Annotated in this window: 19 protein-coding genes and 1 pseudogene; 6 read left to right on the forward strand and 14 right to left on the reverse strand. The window is 72.4% G+C overall.

The genetic code is table 11. The features are described 5' to 3' along the window. Nucleotides 1-146: 146 nt before the first annotated feature. Nucleotides 147-1,478, reverse strand: a complete 1,332-nt coding sequence (locus tag ACZ43N_RS07795; RefSeq protein WP_468095791.1) for a winged helix DNA-binding domain-containing protein — start codon at nucleotides 1,476-1,478, stop codon at nucleotides 147-149. A 344-nt stretch (nucleotides 1,479-1,822) separates the two neighbouring features. On the opposite strand from ACZ43N_RS07795, the gene ACZ43N_RS07800 reads away from it, so the two are divergent. Then, a complete protein-coding gene (locus tag ACZ43N_RS07800; RefSeq protein WP_468095792.1) occupies nucleotides 1,823-2,098 on the forward strand; it encodes a hypothetical protein in 276 nt (91 codons plus the stop codon). 47 nt (nucleotides 2,099-2,145) lie between these two features. Here ACZ43N_RS07800 and pspAB read toward each other — a convergent pair whose 3' ends face one another. Both pspAB and htpX read right to left on the reverse strand, forming a co-directional pair. Then, nucleotides 2,146-2,724 (reverse strand): PspA-associated protein PspAB, encoded by a 579-nt coding sequence (gene pspAB / locus ACZ43N_RS07805; RefSeq protein ID WP_468095794.1) that lies wholly within the window; start codon nucleotides 2,722-2,724, stop codon nucleotides 2,146-2,148. A 21-nt stretch (nucleotides 2,725-2,745) separates the two neighbouring features. Continuing rightward, nucleotides 2,746-3,591 (reverse strand): annotated as a pseudogene (gene htpX, locus ACZ43N_RS07810) (zinc metalloprotease HtpX). Here htpX and ACZ43N_RS07815 point away from each other — a divergent pair. Then, a complete protein-coding gene (locus ACZ43N_RS07815; RefSeq protein WP_468096478.1) occupies nucleotides 3,473-3,784 on the forward strand; it encodes a hypothetical protein in 312 nt (103 codons plus the stop codon). The pseudogene htpX and the gene ACZ43N_RS07815 overlap by 119 nt on opposite strands. Here ACZ43N_RS07815 and ACZ43N_RS07820 read toward each other — a convergent pair. Both ACZ43N_RS07820 and glnA read right to left on the reverse strand, forming a co-directional pair. After that, nucleotides 3,766-4,023: an SCO2583/SCO2584 N-terminal domain-containing protein gene (locus ACZ43N_RS07820; protein ID WP_468095796.1), complete on the reverse strand. Its 258-nt coding sequence runs from the start codon at nucleotides 4,021-4,023 to the stop codon at nucleotides 3,766-3,768. The genes ACZ43N_RS07815 and ACZ43N_RS07820 overlap by 19 nt on opposite strands. Nucleotides 4,024-4,139: 116 nt before the next feature. Continuing rightward, the gene (glnA, locus tag ACZ43N_RS07825) at nucleotides 4,140-5,549 is read right to left on the reverse strand and encodes a type I glutamate--ammonia ligase (RefSeq protein WP_468095797.1); all 1,410 of its coding nucleotides are present in this window, start codon (nucleotides 5,547-5,549) and stop codon (nucleotides 4,140-4,142) included. A 197-nt stretch (nucleotides 5,550-5,746) separates the two neighbouring features. Here glnA and ACZ43N_RS07830 point away from each other — a divergent pair, with 197 nt between their 5' ends. Beyond that, on the forward strand, nucleotides 5,747-6,214 hold the full coding sequence (locus tag ACZ43N_RS07830) for an RDD family protein (RefSeq protein WP_468095798.1): 468 nt from the start codon (nucleotides 5,747-5,749) through the stop codon (nucleotides 6,212-6,214). A 104-nt stretch (nucleotides 6,215-6,318) separates the two neighbouring features. Here ACZ43N_RS07830 and ACZ43N_RS07835 read toward each other — a convergent pair whose 3' ends face one another. From ACZ43N_RS07835 to lipB, 4 genes are all read right to left on the reverse strand, one after another. Continuing rightward, a complete protein-coding gene (locus tag ACZ43N_RS07835) occupies nucleotides 6,319-7,017 on the reverse strand; it encodes a DUF4191 domain-containing protein (protein ID WP_468095799.1) in 699 nt (232 codons plus the stop codon). A gap of 249 nt (nucleotides 7,018-7,266) precedes the next feature. Then, nucleotides 7,267-7,470: an SCO2195 family GlnR-regulated protein gene (locus ACZ43N_RS07840; protein WP_468095800.1), complete on the reverse strand. Its 204-nt coding sequence runs from the start codon at nucleotides 7,468-7,470 to the stop codon at nucleotides 7,267-7,269. 356 nt (nucleotides 7,471-7,826) lie between these two features. Continuing rightward, nucleotides 7,827-8,792: a lipoyl synthase gene (lipA, locus tag ACZ43N_RS07845; RefSeq protein ID WP_468095802.1), complete on the reverse strand. Its 966-nt coding sequence runs from the start codon at nucleotides 8,790-8,792 to the stop codon at nucleotides 7,827-7,829. Between the two features lie 250 nt (nucleotides 8,793-9,042). Then, the gene (lipB, locus tag ACZ43N_RS07850) at nucleotides 9,043-9,834 is read right to left on the reverse strand and encodes a lipoyl(octanoyl) transferase LipB (protein ID WP_468095804.1); all 792 of its coding nucleotides are present in this window, start codon (nucleotides 9,832-9,834) and stop codon (nucleotides 9,043-9,045) included. 346 nt (nucleotides 9,835-10,180) lie between these two features. Here lipB and ACZ43N_RS07855 point away from each other — a divergent pair, with 346 nt between their 5' ends. After that, complete coding sequence (locus tag ACZ43N_RS07855; RefSeq protein WP_468095805.1) at nucleotides 10,181-11,620, forward strand: regulator; 1,440 nt, start codon at nucleotides 10,181-10,183, stop codon at nucleotides 11,618-11,620. A gap of 76 nt (nucleotides 11,621-11,696) precedes the next feature. On the opposite strand, the gene ACZ43N_RS07860 is transcribed toward ACZ43N_RS07855, so the two are convergent. Both ACZ43N_RS07860 and ACZ43N_RS07865 read right to left on the reverse strand, forming a co-directional pair. Beyond that, nucleotides 11,697-13,106 (reverse strand): NAD(P)/FAD-dependent oxidoreductase, encoded by a 1,410-nt coding sequence (locus ACZ43N_RS07860; RefSeq protein ID WP_468095807.1) that lies wholly within the window; start codon nucleotides 13,104-13,106, stop codon nucleotides 11,697-11,699. A gap of 244 nt (nucleotides 13,107-13,350) precedes the next feature. Continuing rightward, nucleotides 13,351-14,274 carry a TIGR01777 family oxidoreductase gene (locus tag ACZ43N_RS07865; protein ID WP_468095808.1) on the reverse strand — a complete coding sequence of 308 codons (924 nt, stop codon included), beginning with the start codon at nucleotides 14,272-14,274 and terminating at the stop codon, nucleotides 13,351-13,353. Between the two features lie 82 nt (nucleotides 14,275-14,356). Here ACZ43N_RS07865 and ACZ43N_RS07870 point away from each other — a divergent pair, with 82 nt between their 5' ends. Continuing rightward, entirely contained in the window at nucleotides 14,357-14,491 is a 135-nt protein-coding gene (locus ACZ43N_RS07870) for a hypothetical protein (protein WP_468095809.1), read from the forward strand. Nucleotides 14,492-14,580: 89 nt separating this feature from the next. Here the strand turns inward: ACZ43N_RS07870 and ACZ43N_RS07875 are convergent, their stop codons facing one another. Then, entirely contained in the window at nucleotides 14,581-15,765 is a 1,185-nt protein-coding gene (locus ACZ43N_RS07875; protein WP_468095811.1) for a MarP family serine protease, read from the reverse strand. Between the two features lie 470 nt (nucleotides 15,766-16,235). Here ACZ43N_RS07875 and ACZ43N_RS07880 point away from each other — a divergent pair, with 470 nt between their 5' ends. Then, nucleotides 16,236-16,928 carry a peptidoglycan recognition protein family protein gene (locus ACZ43N_RS07880; RefSeq protein WP_468096454.1) on the forward strand — a complete coding sequence of 231 codons (693 nt, stop codon included), beginning with the start codon at nucleotides 16,236-16,238 and terminating at the stop codon, nucleotides 16,926-16,928. Between the two features lie 245 nt (nucleotides 16,929-17,173). Here the strand turns inward: ACZ43N_RS07880 and ACZ43N_RS07885 are convergent, their stop codons facing one another. Continuing rightward, nucleotides 17,174-17,692, reverse strand: a complete 519-nt coding sequence (locus tag ACZ43N_RS07885) for a DUF4240 domain-containing protein (protein WP_468096456.1) — start codon at nucleotides 17,690-17,692, stop codon at nucleotides 17,174-17,176. Between the two features lie 107 nt (nucleotides 17,693-17,799). After that, nucleotides 17,800-18,837, reverse strand: coding sequence for a helix-turn-helix transcriptional regulator (locus tag ACZ43N_RS07890; RefSeq protein WP_468095813.1), 1,038 nt, complete (start codon nucleotides 18,835-18,837; stop codon nucleotides 17,800-17,802). Between the last annotated feature and the right edge of the window lie 30 nt (nucleotides 18,838-18,867).

Consider the following 18,867-nt stretch of genomic DNA (forward strand, 5'->3'; position numbering starts at 1 on the left):
TGGGCAGGTGCGGGTGCGTCATGCGTCCCGGGCAGCTCCCCGCGCCCCTGAGAAGCGGCCGGGGCAGGGCTGTCCGTTAGCCGGCGCCGTGCGCCGCAGGCGATCACGGGACAGCCCTTAGAGCTCCGAACAAAAGGGGAGTCCGATCAGCTTGCGGCGTATGGTGCGTGCGATCGCAAGGCGCCGGAAGCTCCTCGTAGCGGAGCTACCAGGGGCTTTCGGCAACGCGGCGAGCGTGCGTGCCAGACGCCGCGAGCCGGGCTCCCCTTTTGTTCGGAGCTCTTAGACGCGCCCTGCCCGCCCAACTCCTTCTCCAGCGGTGTCCTGAAGCGCGGCGTGACCCGCGTCTCGCCCACCCACGCCCGCAACCGCTCCGCCTCCTCGGCGATGGCCCGCTCGGCCTCCGCGCCGACCCCGTCCGTGGTGAGCAAACGCCACACGATCTCCCCGTCCGCGCGCTGGGTCCAGCCGCCCACCACGCGGCCGTTCCACCACACGGTGGGGCCGACGTTGCCGCTGCGGTCGAACAGCGCCGGAAGCAGCTCGGGCGCCAGATACCAGTCGCGCTGCCTCCAGCCCATCGCGGTCGGATCGAGGGCCGGCAGCAGGGCGGCCCAGGGCTCGGCGTCCCCGGCGACCGGCTCCTCGTCCCCGGCGACCACATACCCCGTGCCCTCGTCCAGGGTCACGGCCCGCGCCCCGATCGCCGCGAGCGCCCGGCGCACCTCGGTGACCCGCCAGCCCGTCCACCACTTCAGATCGGCCTCGGTGGCCGGACCACACGCCGCCAGCCACCGCCCGAGAAGCGACGCCTGGGCCTCCGCCACGTCCAGCTCGGGGTGCGCCGGGGCCACGGCCCAGCGGAACTGACTCGACGTCCACGAACCGAGCGGGCGCCCCCGTACCACCCTGCCCTCCACGCCCAGCACCTTCAGCAGTCGCGTCGAGACGGTGTGCACCCCCTCGTAGGGCTTTCCGGCCGCGTACACGAACCGTTCCCGCAGCCGGGGTTCGTCCTCCGCCAGTTCCGCCGCCGTCGCCTGGCCGCGCCGGGCCAGCGCGGTGAGCGCCGACTCCTCGACCTCCTTCAGCCAGGTCGCGTCCGGGGCGCCGGCCACCGCCATGTCCCTGAGCAGCGCCGCCCGTTCCTTCGCGGCGACCGAGATGCCGGTCGAGGCGTGCACCACGGCGGTCAGGCCGACGGGGAACACGAACACGGTGTGCCGCATGCCGTGCATCCGCACCATGGTCCGGTCCGCGTACAGCGCCCGCTCGGTCTCGGCCACCGTCCGCCCCGGGTCGGCGAGCCGCGCGCCCACCGCGAGGTACACCGTCGCCGGGTCCGAGCCGTGCAGCGCTACCAGCGAGTCGGCGACCTCCTCCGGTCCCGCCGCCCGTACGGATCCGGCCAGCCGCTGCCGCGCGCCGAGCCGGGCCCGCCGCTCGGCCACCCCGACAAATCGCTGTACATCCCCCATACCGCTGCCTCCCGCCGAACGCCACATGTCCCGCTCGTCTTCTCGCTGTCTTCGTCGTCCGCGCTGTTTCCGCTGTCTTCGTCGTCCTCGCCGTACCGCGTCCTCGCGTTCTCCGTCGTCCGGGGGCATCCTTCCGGACACCACTGACAACCACCCCTCCGCGCGCCCCGACGCCCACGTCGCGGGCCCACATTTCGCGGCGGCCTTCGTGCCACGCCCGATATTGGGATGCGGACGCGCACGCCCGCCCAGCATCCTGGACGGGCGCAGTCGAGCGTCCGGCACCGGACCGTGCGGGACGGGCATCGCTGCCATCACCCACGCACACCCCAAGGAGGCCCGCCATGGGCACCTTGATCCTTTCGGCGACCGCGGTCCTGGTCGTCCTCGGCTTCTCGAACGAACTGCTCTGGCTCGCCGCGGTCGGGCTGCTCTACCTGTACATCCGCCACGGTCGCACCGGCGGCGGCTCGTCCGGTTCTCCGGCCGGCACCGCACAGCCCGCCTCCTACCGGGCGTACCGCGAGCGCCGTGACCAGCAGGCGAAGTGGGAGCGCCGCTACCGCCGTGAGCGGCCCTTCGAGGCCCGTCGGCAGGAGCGGGCGAAGAGCGGCAAGTAGCGGGCCGGGCCGACCGGTTCGCAGGACCAGACCGTGCCCCGGGGCCGTCACAGCCCCGGGGCACCCCACAGGGGGAACCACCGGCCCAGATCGGGCTCGATCCGCAGGTCCTCCGCGAGGACCGCCCTGACCCGCAGCTCCAGCGCGTTGTCCCGCCGGCCCGCGTCGCCCGGCAGCGGCGCGAACGGATAGAACGTGCCGCGCTTGTAGAGATAGACGAGCCCCAGCCGCACCCGGTCCGCGCCCTCGCCGCCTCGGAACCCCATCACCGAGCACAGCAGCTGCGGCCCGAACCCGCCGCTCTCCAGGGCGCTGTTGACCGCGTGCAGATCACCCACCGGCGCGGGCAGCTCCTCCGGCCGGCGCCGGGACACCAGCCACGAGTACCCGTACTCGTCCCGCGTGACCTCGACACCGGCAGCACCCCGCTCGGCGTCCGCGTCGAGCAGCGCCCGCACCTCCCGCCGTACGGCGTCGAAGGCCGCGCCCTCGACCGACGCGAAGCACACCGCGCCGGTACCGCTCGGGGTGAGGGAGGCCGCGGCCTCCAGTGTCACCGCGGCGGACGGCAGGGCGAACAACCGGTCCAGGTCCGGTGGCACCGGCTTCGTGCGACCGAGGATCACATCCAGCAGCCCCGTGGCCGCTCAGCCCGCCTTTCCCGAGCCGGGCGCCTGCGTCTCACCCAGCTCCACGGAGATCCTGCCCAGTTGTTCGAGCCGCTGCTCCCGGGGGCGGGTGGGTGGCGAAGAAGCGGGCCAGGTGCGGGTGGTCGCCCAGGGCGGGGGTGAAGTAGAAGGCGTTGAACGCCTGCGACGTCCTCAGGTCCCGGGTCGGGATCCGCGCCATGTCCCCGGTGACCTTGGTCAGGGCGGAGGCCAGCACCGAGGGCCGCCCGGTGAGCAGCGCGCCCGCCCGGTCGGCGGCCAGCTCCCGGTACCGGGACAGCGCACGGATCAGCAGGAAGCTCAGCACATACACGGCGGCCGAGACCCCCATCACCACGCTGAAGATGACGGCGGTGTTCTGGTCCCGGCGCCCGCCGAACATGTGCGAGTAGAACGCGAACCGTACGACCAGGCCCGCCAGCACCCCGAGGAACGAGGCGATCGTCATCACGGCGACGTCCCGGTGCGCCACATGGGACAGCGCATGGGCGAGCACACCCTCCAGCTCGTCCGTCTCCAGCCTCCTGAGCAGACCGGTCGTCACACAGACCACCGCGTGATCGGCGTTCCGCCCGGTCGCGAACGCGTTCGGCATGTCCATGTATGCCACTGCGACCCGGGGCCTGGGGATGTCCGCGACCGCGCACAGCCGGTCCACCACCCCGTGCAGCCGCGGATACTCCTCGCCTCCACGATCCGCCCCCGCATGGCGTACAGGGCGACCCGGTCCGCGTACCAGTACCGCGCCCCCAGGAGCACGGCCGCGATCACCACGACCAGCACCCAGGACTTCAGCAACGCGATCAAAACGGCCGCGAACACCACGTACAAGAGCCCGAGCAGGAACAACGTGATCGTCATCCGCGCGGTCAGCCGTGGATCGCTCCGGAACCGGCCAGACATCCGCACCACCCCGCACTCAGGCAGGCACCCGTCCCGCCTTCCCTTGTGCGCTCGGGCGGCGGCGACGGCTCCCAGGGCCGGCGCTGCGGGACGGGCTCAGTACGAGGACTGGTAGTTGAGGTAGCCGATCACCACGATCAGCCCTGCCACGCAGCCGAACACCACGAGCGTCGACACCCACGACGACCGGCGCGGTGCCCGGGGCCCGGGATCGGCGCGGAAGGGCTGCGGCGCGGGCGGGTTCTCCTTCCAGCGCGCGGCCAGCATCCGGGCCCGCGCGGAGGGTTCCTTGTGCTCGGCGTTGTCCGCCCACTTGAGGTCGAACTCCCGCTCGCCGTCGTCCTGTTCGGGCATCCCCGTATCTCCCCGTGTGTCTGTCGAACAGCCGTGCAGGAAACCATACGACGGCGCCCCCGCCCTGGAAAACCAGAACGGGGGCGCCGGTCGAACGGTGCCTGCTCAGGCGTCGATCACACGTCGAAGTACAGCTCGAACTCGTGCGGGTGCGGACGCAGCTGGAGCGGCGCGATCTCGTTGGCGCGCTTGTAGTCGATCCAGGTCTCGATGAGGTCCGGCGTGAAGACGTCGCCCTGGAGGAGGAACTCGTGGTCGCGCTCGAGGGAGTCGAGGACGGCCGGGAGGGAGGTCGGGACCTGCGGGACGCCCGCGTGCTCCTCGGGGGCGAGCTCGTAGAGGTCCTTGTCGATCGGCTCGGCCGGCTCGATCTTGTTCTTGATGCCGTCGAGGCCCGCGAGCAGCAGGGCCGAGAAGGCCAGGTACGGGTTGCCGGAGGAGTCGGGCGCGCGGAACTCCACACGCTTGGCCTTCGGGTTCGAACCCGTGATCGGGATGCGCATGGCCGCGGAGCGGTTGCGCTGCGAGTACACCAGGTTGACCGGCGCCTCGAAGCCCGGCACCAGACGGTGGTACGAGTTCACCGTCGGGTTGGTGAAGGCCAGCAGCGACGGGGCGTGCTTGAGGATGCCGCCGATGTAGTAGCGGGCGGTGTCCGACAGGCCCGCGTAACCGGCCTCGTCGTAGAAGAGCGGGGAGCCGCCCGACCACAGCGACTGGTGGACGTGCATGCCCGAGCCGTTGTCACCGAAGATCGGCTTCGGCATGAAGGTCGCCGTCTTGCCGTTCTTCCACGCCACGTTCTTCACGATGTACTTGAAGAGCTGGAGGTCGTCGGCCGCGGCGAGCAGCGTGTTGAACTTGTAGTTGATCTCGGCCTGGCCGGCCGTGCCCACCTCGTGGTGCTGGCGCTCGACCTGAAGGCCGGCCCGCTCCAGCTCCAGGGAGATCTCGGCACGCAGGTCGGCGAAGTGGTCGACCGGCGGGACCGGGAAGTAACCGCCCTTGTAGCGGACCTTGTAACCGCGGTTGTCCTCCAGCGCACCGGTGTTCCAGGCGCCCGCCTCGGAGTCGATGTGGTAGAAGGACTCGTTCGCCGAGGTGGCGAAGCGCACGCTGTCGAAGACGTAGAACTCGGCCTCGGGGCCGAAGTACGCGGTGTCGGCGATACCGGTGGACGCCAGGTACGCCTCCGCCTTCTTCGCCACGTTGCGCGGGTCACGGGAGTACTGCTCGCCCGTGATGGGGTCGTGGATGAAGAAGTTGATGTTGACCGTCTTGTCGCGGCGGAACGGGTCGACACGGGCGGTGGACAGGTCGGCACGCAGCGCCATGTCGGACTCGTGGATGGCCTGGAAGCCGCGGATCGAGGAGCCGTCGAAGGCCAGCTCCTCGGCCGGGTCGAAGGCCTCCGCCGGCACCGTGAAGTGCTGCATCACGCCCGGCAGGTCGCAGAAGCGGACGTCGATGAACTTGACGTCCTCGTCCGCGATGAACTTCTTGGCCTCGTCGGCGTTCTGGAACATCCAGCTCCTCCTACTCCCGACCGTCCCGCCGGGGTGGTAGTTCGTTCGTGCGGCCAGTGCGGTGGCACACGCTGCTCTCGACCCTAGGGACGGGTGATTTCTCGTACGTGACCCATTTGTTTCGCACAAGTTAACCGGACATCCCGTACCCGACCCCACCTGTCCGAATGACAGAACGGTCGCAGTACGGTGGTCGGGTGGACAAGAGGCAAGCAATCGGATCGTGGCTCTCCGGCCCCCGCGCGGCCGCCGAGGACGCGGGTGTCGACTTCGGATACCGGGGCGAGCAGCTCGGTCTGCCGGAGCAGGGGCCGGGTTCCATCGCCCGCCCGGGCCGCCGCCTCGGGGCGCTGGCCGTCGACTGGGGACTGTGCCTCTTGATCGCATACGGCCTGATCACCGACGGCTACGACCAGGCCACCAGCAACTGGGCCCTGCTCATCTTCTTCGTGCTCCATGTCCTCACCCTGGGCACGGTGGGCTTCACCCCCGGTAAGCGCCTCTTCGGTCTCCGGGTGATCGCCCAGGACACCGGCACCGTGAACCCCTGGCGCGCCCTCGTCCGCAGCGTCCTCCTCTGTCTCGCCATCCCCGCCCTGGTCTGGGACCGCGACGGCCGCGGCCTGCACGACCGCCTGGCCCGGACGGTCGAGGTGCGGATCTAGGTACCGCCGCACGCGAGAAGGCCGCCGCACACGAGAAGGGGGCGCCCGGAGAACTCCGGGCGCCCCCTTCGTCGTACGAGGAGAGTGGTGTCGGGGGAGGAGGGTCAGCGCATCTTTCCGCCGCGCGGCATCCGCATGCCCTTGGGCATCGGGCCCTTGGGGAGCGGCATGTTGCTCATCAGGTCGCCCATGGCGCGGAGCCGGTCGTTGGTGGCGGTCACCTGGGGGCCGGACAGGACGCGGGGCAGCTTCAGCATGGTCGTGCGGAGCTTCTTCAGCTCGACCTGGCCCTCGCCGTTGCCCACGATCAGGTCGTGCACCGGCACGTCCACCACGATCCGGGCCATCTTCTTCTTCTCGGCGGCCAGCAGGCTCTTCACCCGGTTCGGGTTGCCCTCGGCGACCAGGACGATGCCGGCCTTGCCGACGGCCCGGTGGACCACGTCCTGGTTGCGGTTCATCGCGACCGCCGGGGTGGTCGTCCAGCCTCGGCCCACGTTGTCCAGCACCGCCGCGGCGGCACCCGGCTGGCCCTCCATCTGCCCGAACGCGGCCCGCTCGGCCCGCCGTCCGAAGACGATCGCCGTCGCGAGGAAGGCGAGCAGGAGGCCCAGGATGCCGAGATAGATGGGGTGACCGATCAAGAAACCGATCGCGAGGAAGACACCGAAGGTGCTGGTTCCGACAGCCGCGAGTACAAGACCGATCTTCTTGTCGGCCCTGCGGGTCATCTTGTACGTCAGAGCGATCTGCTTGAGTCGCCCGGGGTTCGCAGCGTCCGCTGCGGTTTCCTTCCTCGCCATGGCACGAAGTCTACGTGTCCGGGGAAGCGAGGACGACGGCGGTGCCGGTGGGGTCCGGTGACCGGCGACGACGCGGGGGGGAGCGGCGCCGGGCGGCGGCGGTGCCTGAGTGTGTGCCTCAGTGGTGCGGGGGTGGTGCCTGACCGGCCACGGTGTCGTGCCTGAGCGACCGCGGTGCGGATCGCGGACGAGCCTTCGGGCGGTCGGCTCGTGCCCCGCTCACGGGGCCGTGGGTGGCCGGGTCGTGCGTTACGAGGTGCGCGTGGAGACGGCGGCTTCGAGGACGCGCTCGGCCTCGACACGGTCCTTGGCGCGGCGGCGGTCCTCCAGGACGGAGGTCCAGGCGTTGCGGCGTGCGGTGCGCTGGCCACTGCTGAGGAGCAGTGACTCGACGGCACGGAGTGCATCGGTGAACGACGGGATCGCTGTGGCGCGAACGGGCGCGGCCTGCATGATGAAATTCCCCCCTAGGGGTCGGGTGCGCCGACGGGGCTGTACGGGGCGTGAAACCAGAGTCACAAAATGGTGTTACCAGGGCGTGACCGACGGGTCAAACGCCCATGAAGCCCGGATTGGCCGCGCTCAAACCCCAAGGCGGCCCTGACGGTTGCCCCCATCTGGGAGAACGGTCAGGACCGCGGGCAATCGGCCATTACTGTCCGGTAGCTTCTTGTGCTCAGATTCACACGTTTGCCTGGCACTCCGTGCCACCCGTCTGGCCGCACGTCGTGTCGTCGCGCAGCCGCGGGAGGCGGCCCCGAAGGCTCCGTCCGGGGGCCGGGGGCCGGGGGCCGGGGGCCGGGGGACGGTCAGACGGCCTGCGAGGCGACGTAGTTGCCGCGCTTCTCGACCGCCATCTGGTACAGCCGCCCGGCGCGGTACGAGGAGCGGACCAGCGGGCCGGACATCACCCCGGAGAAGCCGATCTCCTCGGCCTCCTCCTTCAGCTCCACGAACTCCTGCGGCTTGACCCAGCGCTCCACAGGGTGGTGCCGCACGCTCGGCCGCAGGTACTGGGTGATGGTGACCAGCTCGCAGCCCGCGTCGTGCAGCTGCTTGAGCGCCTCGCTGACCTCCTCGCGGGTCTCGCCCATGCCGAGGATCAGGTTCGACTTGGTGACCAGGCCGTAGTCGCGGGCCTCGGTGATGACCTTCAGGGAGCGCTCGTAGCGGAAGCCGGGGCGGATCCGCTTGAAGATGCGGGGGACGGTCTCGACGTTGTGCGCGAAGACCTCGGGGCGGGAGGCGAAGACCTCCTGGAGCAGCTCGGGTACGGCGTTGAAGTCCGGGGCGAGCAGCTCGACCTTGGTGTGGCCGCCCTCGCGGTCGGCGGTCTGCTGGTGGATCTGGCGGACCGTCTCGGCGTAGAGCCAGGCGCCGCCGTCGGGGAGGTCGTCGCGGGCGACACCGGTGATGGTGGCGTAGTTCAGGTCCATGGTGACCACGGACTCGCCGACGCGGCGGGGCTCGTCACGGTCGAGCGCCTCGGGCTTGCCGGTGTCGATCTGGCAGAAGTCGCAGCGGCGGGTGCACTGGTCGCCGCCGATGAGGAAGGTCGCCTCCCGGTCCTCCCAGCACTCGTAGATGTTGGGACAGCCGGCTTCCTGGCAGACCGTGTGCAGCCCCTCGCTCTTCACGAGCATCTGCATCGCGGTGTACTCGGGACCCATTTTCGCCCGGGTCTTGATCCACTCGGGCTTGCGCTCGATGGGGGTCTGGCTGTTGCGGACCTCCAGGCGCAGCATCTTGCGTCCGTCGGGTGAGACTGCGGACACATCGGCTCCCTGTAGCTTCGATTCTTCGGCGCACCCCAGGGTACGCCCGTGCGGTTGTCGCTTCCCGAGGTGGGCAACCTTCGGCTCTCGGGCCGCATTCCCGGGGCGCCTCATGGCCCGGGGGGCGGGTTCTCGGGTGACCGCGGGTGGTTCGTGGTCTCCCGCGCAGTTCCCCGCGACTCCTGAAGGGCTGGGCCGGCGGCCCGCCCTTCACTCCCGCTCACCCGCGGCCCCGGCCGCCTCCCGGCCGTCACACCGGCGCGCGTTCCACGACCCTCGGCCGAAGGTCCGCGTGCTCCAGTACGTCGCGCAGATGCCTCTCGGCGACGGGGAGGACCTCGGCGATGGTGATGTCGCGGCCGAGTTCCGTCGCGAGGGACGCCACGCCCGCGTCGCGGATGCCGCAGGGGATGATCCGGTCGAACCACCGGTTGTCGGGGTTCACGTTGAGCGCGAAGCCGTGCATGGTGACGCCCTTGGCCACCCGGATCCCGATCGCCGCGATCTTGCGGTCCTCGCGCCGCTGCCCCGCGTTGGAGGGCGCGTACTCGGGGCCGTTGAGCCGGGGGTCGAACTCGTCGTCGTGCATCCGGGGGTCGAGGTCCAGGGAGAGGCCGCCGAGCCGCTGCTCGACGGGGTCGCCCAGCACCCACACCCCGCTGCGCCCCTCCACTCGCGTCGTCTCCACGCCGAACTCGGCGCACGTGCGGATCAGGGCCTCCTCCAGGCGGCGCACATGGGCCACGACGTCCACCGGGCGGGGCAGCTTCTGGATCGGATACCCGACCAGTTGCCCCGGCCCGTGCCAGGTGATCTTGCCGCCGCGGTCGACGTCGATGACGGGCGTGCCGTCGAGGGGGCGTTCGTCGTCGGCCGTGCGCCGACCGGCGGTGTAGACCGGCGGGTGCTCCAGCAGCAGCACGGTGTCGGGGACCTCGTCGGCGAAGCGCGCCGCGTGCACCCGGCGCTGCTCGTCCCACGCCTGCTGGTACTCCACGGCCTCCGTGCCGAATCCCATGCGGACGAACCGCAACCCACTCACGGCAAGCGCCTCCCTCGGCGGTACGGCCGTGCGGCGGTACCGCGATAGCTCTGTCAGGCGCGTGACGCGCCCACGCCACTGTACGACCGTACGACCGGGCCGTCGGAAAGGCCCTGCACGTGACGGCCGTCCCACCGGCGCACGAGCACGACCGCCGGCGTACGCCGTGCCCCCGACCCGTCAGCCGTGCGGCCAATCCTCACACGATCGGATGAACCGACGCGGAAGTGTGCGATCGGGCGCTTACTCTCCGCTACATTCGCGCCGTTCACCAGGCCGCAAAGGCTTCTCACCAGGCAATCCGGGCACCGCGCCGACACCCGGAAGGCAGGAGACCGCACCGCAGATGACGGAACGACCCGCGCAGCGCACCCCCAACCGCCAGCTCGCCGCCCTCATCGCAGAAGCGGGGTTCTCCAACGCGGGACTAGCGCGTCGTGTGGACCAGCTCGGTCTCGAACACGGCCTCGATCTCAGATACGACAAGACGTCGGTCACCCGCTGGCTGCGAGGCCAGCAGCCGCGGGGCACCACGCCCGCGCTCATCGCCGAGGTGTTCACCCGCCGCCTCGGTCGCCGGCTCACCGCGCAGGACCTCGGTCTCGACGCCTGCGCCCCCGTGTACGCGGGGCTGGAGTTCGCCGCGACCCCCGAGGAGGCCATCGACATCGTCAGCGGTCTGTGGCGCAAGGACTCCGGCAGCCACGCCGAACTGCGGAAGATCGCCTTCACCCCGGCCGGACTCGTGGTCCCCAGCCGGGACTGGCTGATCGGCCGCGCCGACGACCGGGTGGGCCGGGGCGACCCGGGTGCCACCCGTGTCCCCCCGCAGGGCCGCCCGGCCGTACCCCGGCAGCGCAGCCAGACCGAGCGCGGCCCCGGCCAGAAGGTCACCTCCGGGGACATCGCCGCCCTCCGCTCGGTCGGCGAGCTCTTCCGCGCCCTCGACAACGCCTACGGCGGCGGGCACGCCCGCCAGGCCCTCGTGCGCTATCTGGAACACGAGGCCGAGCCCATGCTGCGCGGCACCTACGGCGAACAGACGGGCCGGCGGCTCTTCGCGGCCGCCGCCGACCTCACCCGCCTCGCCGGCTGGACCTCGTACGACATCGGCGCCCACGGGCTCGCCCAGCGGTACTTCGTGCAGGCGCTCCGCCTGGCGCAGGCGGCGGGCGACCGGGCGTACGGGGCGTACGTCCTCGTCACGATGAGCCGCCAGGCGGTCTATCTGGGGCACGGACGGGAGGCCGTGCAGCTCGCGCGCGTCGCCCAGCAGGGCGTCGGGTCCGCCGTGCCGCCGGTCGTGCAGTCGCTGCTGCACGCGGTCGAGGCACGCGGGCACGCGGTCCTCGGTGAGGTACGGGCCTCCACGGCCGCGCTGGTCCGCGCCGAGCGGGCCCTGGAGACCGCCCGCCCCGGCGACGAGGTCCCCTACTGGGCGCGCTTCTTCGACGAGGCGCAGCTCGCCGACGAGTTCGGGCACAGTCACCGCGACCTGCAGCAGTACCGTGCCGCCGCCCAGCACGCCGAGCGGTCACTGCAGCTGAGGGCGCCCGCCTTCGCCCGCAGCCGGCTGTTCTGCCGGGTCGTGCTCGCGTCCGCCCGTCTCGGGCTCGGTGAGCTGGACCAGGCCTGCCAGCTGGGCGCGGAGGCCGCCGGACAGGCCGCCGAGATGCGGTCGGTGCGCGCCGTGGAGTACGTACGCGACTTCGAGCGCCGCCTGGAGCCGTACCGGGACGCGGCTCCTGTGAGGGGCTACCGGGACAAGGTGGCCGCGCTGGGGTAGGAGGCGCGCGGCGGTCCGCACGCCGCACGCTCGGGGACGCCCGGAGACGATCCGGGCGTCCCTCGCCGTTCGTCGGTCATGCGGCCGTTTCGAGCGCCTCCTCCATGGGGGTCGGGTGGGCGTCCAGGTCCGTGAGCACGGCGTGTGCGGCCCGGCGGGCCGAGTGGAGGGCGCCCTGGACGGTGCTGGTGTCGCGGTGGTCGCCGCAGACGTAGAGACCGGCCAGGAGCCGTACGGGGCGCCGCAGGTCGTGCGGCGCGGGCATCGCGGGTACGGCCTCGGGGTCGTGGTGGACCGACAGCAGCTCCCAACGGGCGGTGGACGTGCGGTAGAGGCGGCCGAGCTGGGCGCGGACGGTGGCGTCCAGGTGTGCCGCGTCCGGGGGCGTGCCGAGCACCGTGGAGGTGATGAGCGCGCGGCCCGCCGGCGCCCGGGTCGAGTCCACCTGGCTGATGACCGCCGTGTGCGAGACGGGCCCGCCGCGGTCCGCGTCGAGGAGCAGCGCCGCCTCGCTCATCGGGGGCTCGTCGGTGGCGTGGTGCAGCACGGTCACCGGGTGGAAGTCCGGTACGCGCAGCCCCGGCAGCAGTTCGGCCGCGGACCGGGCGTCGGTTGCCAGGACCACTGCGCGGCAGGGGAGTTCACCGTGGTCGGCCGTCGTCACCGAGGTCGTACTGATCGCGGTGGCCCGGACCCCGGTACGGACGGTGCCGGGCGGAAGGGCCGCGGCGAGCAGTTCCGGAAGGGTGTCGGCACCGCCCTCCGGGAGGCACAGCCGGCCCGTCGCGAAGGCGTGCAGGGCCAGGTCGGCGCAGCGGCTGGAGGTCCCCAGCGCCGGATCGGCGAGCAGGGCGGCCAGCAGGGGGCGTACGAAACCGTCGATCGTGCGGGGCGGGAAGCCGCGGATCGCCAGGGCCTCGGCGATCGGGACCTCCGCGCGGGTGGCGAGCCGTTCCGGTGCGGTCGCGGCGAGCCGGGCCAGGGCCATGGCCAGCCGGGACTGGTCGGCGGGGGCGCCCAGTCGGCCCGGCCGCGTACCCGTCGGCCGGCCCTGGAGCCGGCCCTGCGCGCGGACCGCGTTCCGGGGCAGCCTGGGGGCGCTTGCGAGGGCGCGCGCAGCTGTGAGTGCGCCCCTTGCGCTCCGGAGGGTCGGGGTGGCGCCGGCCCGTTGATGGTGGCCGTCGGCGTACAGCAGGACGCCGGGGGCGAACGGGCGCAGGGGCAGGGTGTCCAGGCCCGGGGTGCGGCGCAGTTCGGGGTAGGACGTGGAGAGCAACTGGGCGGTTCGGTCGAGGCGGAAGCCGTCGATCTTCTCGGTCGACATCCGGCCGCCGATGGCGGGCGCGGCCTCCAGGACGGTGGTCGTCAGACCCGCCCTGGTCAGATGTCCGGCCGCGGCGAGGCCGGCCACGCCGGCTCCGACGACGATGACGTCCACGGTCTCCGTGTCCGCCGAGTACGTCGATTGGTACACCGACTCAAGCACGTGCCCCTCCCGAGGTCGCGCGGCTGCTGGGAACGTCATGCCCTCAACGGCCTTCTCGAATACCTGAGTTCGCCACGAGGGTGCGGTCTTGGGGGCGGACCGGGGAAGTCGCGCGTGCCCCTCGCACGGGGGCATGCCGCGGACGCCCGTGCGCCCGGCGTCCACGCGGTGCCCCTGCGGACCCACCCCCACCGGCTCGGAGGCGTCCTGAGGCGGATGGCCGAAAACCGCGCGGTCGGTGGTCTCAGCTCGTCGCGGCCGCTCGGATCGCCGCGTCGATGTCCGGGTGTCTGAACTCGAAGCCCGACTCCAGGAGCCGGGTCGGCACCGCGCGCGTACTGCCGAGGACGTCGGCGGAGACCTCGCCGAGGGCGAGGCGGAGGACGGCCGCGGGGACGGTGAAGAGCGTGGGCCGGTGCAGGACCCTGCCCATCGCCGCCGTGATCTCCCCGTTGGTCAGCGGGGTGGGCGCCGTCAGGTTGAACGGTCCGGACAGCGACGGCGTCCGCATGAGGTGGCGCAGCGCGGCGACCTCGTCATGGAGGGAGATGAAGCTCCAGTACTGCCGCCCGTCCCCCATGCGTCCACCCACCCCGGCCTTGAACAGCGGGAACAACGGCCCCCACGCACCCCCGCCGCGCGCCACCACCAGCCCGGTCCGGGCGAACACCGTCCGCACCCCGGCGTCGCTCGCGGCCTTCGCCGCCCCCTCCCACTGCACGCACACCGTCGGCAGGAACCCCGTCCCCGCCGGCGCCGACTCGTCCACCACCCGGTCACCCGTGTCGCCGTAGAACCCGATCGCGCTGCCGTTGACGAAGACGCTCGGTGGTGTGTCCAGGGAGGCGACGGCCTCGGCGAGCACCGTCGTGCCGAGCACCCGGCTGCGCCGGATCGTCTCCTTGTACGCGTCCGTCCAGCGGCGCGACGCGACTCCCGCGCCCGCCAGGTTCACGACGGCCACGCACCCCTCCAGCCCCGCCACGTCGACCCGCTGGGCGTCCGGATCCCAGCGGACCTCGTCCGCCGTGCGCGGCGCACGCCGCACGAGCCGGCGCACCTCGTACCCGTCGGCCACGAGGGACCGGGCCAACGCCGAACCGATCAGGCCGGACGCCCCGGCGATCACCACACGGGAACCGGGCGCCACAGGTGCATCTGTGTCCATGCCTCCATCCTGCCCCTCCGTACGACGAATCCACGGACCGGGGGACGACGGCGGCCCGGTGCGCCCCCGCACAGTTGCCCGCATGCCGCTGCCGTTCGCGGGGGCGTTCCTGGGCGGGGGCAGCCCGCACCGGGTGCAGCGTCGACCAGGTGACACGGTCGAGCCGTCCGGGCACGTCCTCGTCGTCGTGCGGCGCGACCCGCACACGACGTGCTGATGGACCGTCATCTCTGACGTGACGTCACCCGGGCGGCACGTCAACGCGTGCCGGCCGACGACACCGAACGCCCCGCCCCCCTCACGGCGTCACGAGGTCACGAGATCGCCCGTGTCCACCGCCTTCGTCGCGTTCGCCGCGCTGTTCGCCTCGGGGGCGACCTCGTCGACCGTCAGGACGTACCCCGTCTCCGCGTCGGACGTGGAGCGGGCGAAGACGACGCCGTAGACCTGGCCCTCGGTGGTGAGGAGGGGCCCGCCGGAGTTGCCGGGGCGGACGGTGGAGCGGATCGAGTAGATCTCACGGGTGACCGCGTCCGTGTTGTAGATGTTGCGGCCGGTCGCGTCGATGCGGCTGGCGACCGTGGCCGCCTGGAGGTCGAGCCCGCCGTCCTCCGGGTAACCGGCGACGACCGCCGCGTCACCCCGCGAGGCGGTGTCGTCGAAGCGGAGAACCGGCGCCTCCAGACCCGGCACGTAGAGCACCGCGACATCCTTGTCGGGGTCGAAGAGCACGACCCGTCCCTCGAACGCCCGCCCCACGCCGCCCACGCGCACGCTCGGCTCGTCGATGCCCGCCACCACATGGGCGTTGGTCATCACATGCTCGCGCGCGTACACGAAACCGCTGCCCTCGCGGCCCTGCGTCCCCGCGACGCCCTCGATCTTGACCGTGCTGCGCTTGGCGGCGTTCGTCGCCGCCGCCGTCACATTGTCCCCGGAGGGCTTGGCCACCTCGGCCGTCGCCTCGTTCTCGAACGGGTTGAAGACCTGGGGGAAACCCGCCTCGGTGAGCGCGGACGTGGCGTTGGAGAACCAGGCCGGAGTGGTGTCCGGCATGGTGTTCTGCACGGCGCCCAGCAGCGCGGAGTTGCGGATCGCGTTGGTCACCAGCGGGGACGAGGACGCCCCGAGGACGCTCGCGGCCACCCACGCCACGATCAGCACGGCCACGGAGTTGGCCGCGGCCCCGCCTATGCCGTCGGCCATCCGCAGGGGGCTGCGGTCTATCTCGCGGCGCAGCCGCAGCGCCAGCCGGCCCGCCAGCTCATGCCCGATCACACCCGGCACCAGCACGGTCAGCACCGCCGTGACCGTCGCCGCGGGGGTGCCCGGCTCCACCAGCTCCATCATCCACGGCAGCACCCAGACGCCCATCGCTGCGCCGCCCACGAAACCGGCGAGGGACACACATCCCGCGACCAGGCCGCGACGGTAACCGGACGCCGCGTAGGCCAGGATCACCAGCATCAGCAGGATGTCGAGCACGTCCACTCCAGCGCCTTTCTCTTTTCGGACCCAGTAGTACGCGTGGGGTGGGCGCAGTGATCAGTCCCGCCCGCACGGCACGCCGACGGCGTGCGGGAATCGGCCACCGGTACGCCGTCCGCCCGGAATCGTGAAAACGTCCCGGACCAGGACGATGGTTCCAATCCGTTCACCCGGGTGGCGCAACCCGCAGCGCGGCGGGGGCGCACTCGGGTGAGGGTCGGTGCATGCGTGTGTTCCGGATGTCACGGGGGTCGCCACGACGTCGGCCGCTCCGTGCCGGGCGGCGCCGGACACGGACTCCGCGCTGTCTCACCGTCGCGCGAATACGGGGTCCGCGCGGCGCCACCGTCGCGCGGACCGCACCCGATCCCCGCTCCGCCCGCCATCGGGGCGCCCGGCACAGGAGCCCTCGTCCGCCACGCCCCGGCCTCCTCGCGCTGGCCTGTCTGCCCGGCATCGCGGCCGTCGTCGCACTGGTGCTGTGCGCGATCGGCGTGGACGGCACGGGCAACCGTTCCCCGAAGCCCGTCGCTGCCCGGCCCTCCCAGCCGCACCAAGCGCCCCGACCGCCCATCGTGCCGAGGAGCCGCTGGCTCACCGGGGACGGCCGCAGCCAGCCGCCCGCACGCTACGACGACCGGGTCGCTGCCGTCTTCATCCACCACACCGACTCGCCGAACGGCTACGACTGCGCCGACACCCCCCGCATCATCCGCTCGCTGTACGCGGGCCAGACCGGCACCCGGGACTGGGACGACATCGGCTACAACTTCCTCGTCGACCGCTGCGGCACCATCTACGAGGGCCGCGCGGGCGGCGTCGACCGCCCCGTCACCGGCGCCCACACCCAGGGCTTCAACCACCGCACCGCCGGGATCGCCGCCCTCGGCACCTTCACCGCCGGCGTTCCCGTCCCCGAGGCCATGACCGACGCCATCGCCGCCCTCGCCGCCTGGAAACTCGGTCTCTCCGACAGCGACCCCCGCGGCAGTGTGCGCCTCACCTCCAGCAACAGCCGCAGCCGCTACGCCGCCGGCACCACCGTCCTGCTGCCCACCCTCGCGGGCCACAGCGACGGCTACATGACCAGCTGCCCGGGCGCGGCCCTCGCCGAACGCCTGCCCGCCATCAGGGAACTCGCGGCCCGTCTCCAGGGCCGGTCGTGACCCCGGCCCGGCCGATCCGTGGGTCCGCCGCCCTGCGGAGCCCCTGGACGGCGGCCTGCACTGCCGTCGTCGTCGTGCCCGGCCCGTCCGCCGTCACCGCGTCCGCGCCGGCGCGCGCCAACTCGGCACCCCCGCACGGCCCGTCCGCCCCCGACCAACCGACAGCCGACCACAACCGTCACGAGTCCGGACGTACGCCGCCGAGCCGGCCCACACCTGTCTGCCGCGCACCGACAGCCGCGGCTTCAGGACCTGAAACGCTCCCAGAGTTTCGGGTAGCGCTCGGCGAGCGCGCTCTCGTCCTCGAAGTCGACCGGGGTGCCCTCCGGTTCGCCGGGCGCGGGCGGAATCCCGAGGTCCGGCGCGACCAGGCCGGTGAGCTGCTCGTACGCCTCGTCGGCGGCGTACCCCAGCTCCTCGCCGTCCCCGTCGATCTCCTCGTCGAAGTCGTCCAGCAGATCGGCGAGCGCGTCCGGGTCGTGCACCGCGCCCTCGAAGACCTCCCGGCCCTGGCCGATCAGCCAGCACCGGAAGAAGTCGAACGCGTCGTCACTGGCGCCGTCCAGCAGCACCCAGGCGGCGCCCCACAGGTCCCAGGTGTAGGCGCGGTTGTAGCGGGACTCGAAGTGGCGGGCGAAGTCGAGCACCGCCTCCGGGTCCAGTCGGCCGAGCCGTTCCACGAGCAGGTCGGCCTGGTCCTCCGGGTCGCCCTCGGCGTCCGCCCGGGTCGTGTCCACCAGCTCCCAGAACTCCGTCTCGTCCATCACGGGTCAAGCATCGGGCCTCAGAGGGCGGGACGCACGTGGAGGAGCACGGATCGGCCGGGCCCGCCGGCACGCCACGACGGCCCGTACGCCCCCCGCGGCCCCTCCTACGGCGTCCCCCGGTACAGCCCGGCGAGCCGCCGCGCGTCCTGCGCGAAACGGCTCCGCAGGCTCTCCGGTGCCAGCACCTCGACCTCGGCTCCGAGCGCGGTGAGCTGGGTGCGGGCCACCTCCTCCGACTCGACCCGGAGCGTCACGGTCGCCCAGCCGTGGGCGTCGCGGGCGTCGTCCGCCGTCGCCAGGGCGTCCCGCGCCGACACGGGGTCGACCACGTGCGGCAGCCTCCGCACGCCCTCCGGTGAGAGCCGTACGACGACCTCGGCGTGCAGGATCGAGCGGGCGAAACGTTCTGTCTGATCGTCCCAGTAGGCCGGCAGGTCGAAATCCCCGTCGCGGGTGAAGTGGGCGTCGTGGGCCTCGACGGTGCTGAAGCGGTCGATGCGGTACGTACGGAAGGGGGCGGAGCGGGTGCCGGCCTCCCCACCGGGGCGGGCGCCGGGGACGGCCGGGGCGTCGGTATCGGCGACGCGGGCGCACAGGTACCAGACGCCGGCCTTGAGGACCAGACCGTACGGCTCCAGCCGCCGTTCGACCTCGGTGTCGCCCCTGCGGTAGCGGCCGGTGATCCGGCGGTCGTCCCACACGGCCTCCGCGACGGCCGGGAGCAGCTCCGGCGTCTTCGGCTCCTGGAACCAGCTCGGTGCGTCGAGGTGGAACCGTTGGGCCGCCGTGCGCGGGGCGTCGCTCAGGGAGGGGAGGAGGGCCGCCGACACCTTCAGCCGGGCGGCGGAGGCGGCGTCCTCCAGACCCATCTCACGGAGGGCCCCCGGTACGCCGCTGAGGAACAGTGCCTCGGCCTCGCTGCGGGCGAGGCCCGTCAGCCGGGTGCGGTAACCGCCGATCAGGCGGTAGCCACCGGCCCGGCCGCGGTCCGCGTAGACCGGGACGCCGGCCTCCGAGAGGGCCTGGGCGTCGCGGGTGACCGTGCGCTCGGAGACCTCCAGTTCGCGGGCCAGCTCGGCGGCGGTCATGGAGGGGCGGGACTGGAGGAGCAGCACCATCTTGATGAGCCGGGCAGCGCGCATGGGTTCATCATGCCGGGCGCGAGGGGGAGG

This window comes from Streptomyces sp. NPDC030814 (assembly GCF_055572155.1).